This window comes from Vibrio sp. L85, from assembly GCF_963871815.1.
In the GTDB taxonomy this organism is placed as follows: Bacteria; Pseudomonadota; Gammaproteobacteria; order Enterobacterales; family Vibrionaceae; genus Vibrio; species Vibrio harveyi.
The window spans coordinates 1-209 of record NZ_CAWMYL010000217.1 but is presented as its reverse complement, the minus strand read 5'-3'; the positions used below and the strand labels follow the sequence as shown (position 1 = coordinate 209).

Sequence of the window (209 nt, the reverse complement as noted above, 5' to 3'; positions counted from 1 at the left end):
TCGCCCATAAACACGTAAGTGAAGTGGTCAACGATGTCGTGGCCTTCTTTGTTGAACTGAGCCGCTAGTGCTTTCTCAGCCATCGCCATACCAACAGCGTTAGTGATGCCTTGACCTAGAGGACCCGTTGTAGTCTCGATACCAGGTGCGTAGCCGTACTCTGGGTGACCAGGAGTCTTAGAGTGAAGCTGACGGAAGTTCTTAAGATC

1 pseudogene is annotated in these 209 nt (G+C 51.2%); it reads right to left on the bottom strand.

Going from position 1 to position 209, the window contains the following annotated elements:
- Positions 1-209: pseudogene (locus AACR11_RS21175) on the bottom strand (transketolase); the annotation flags it as partial.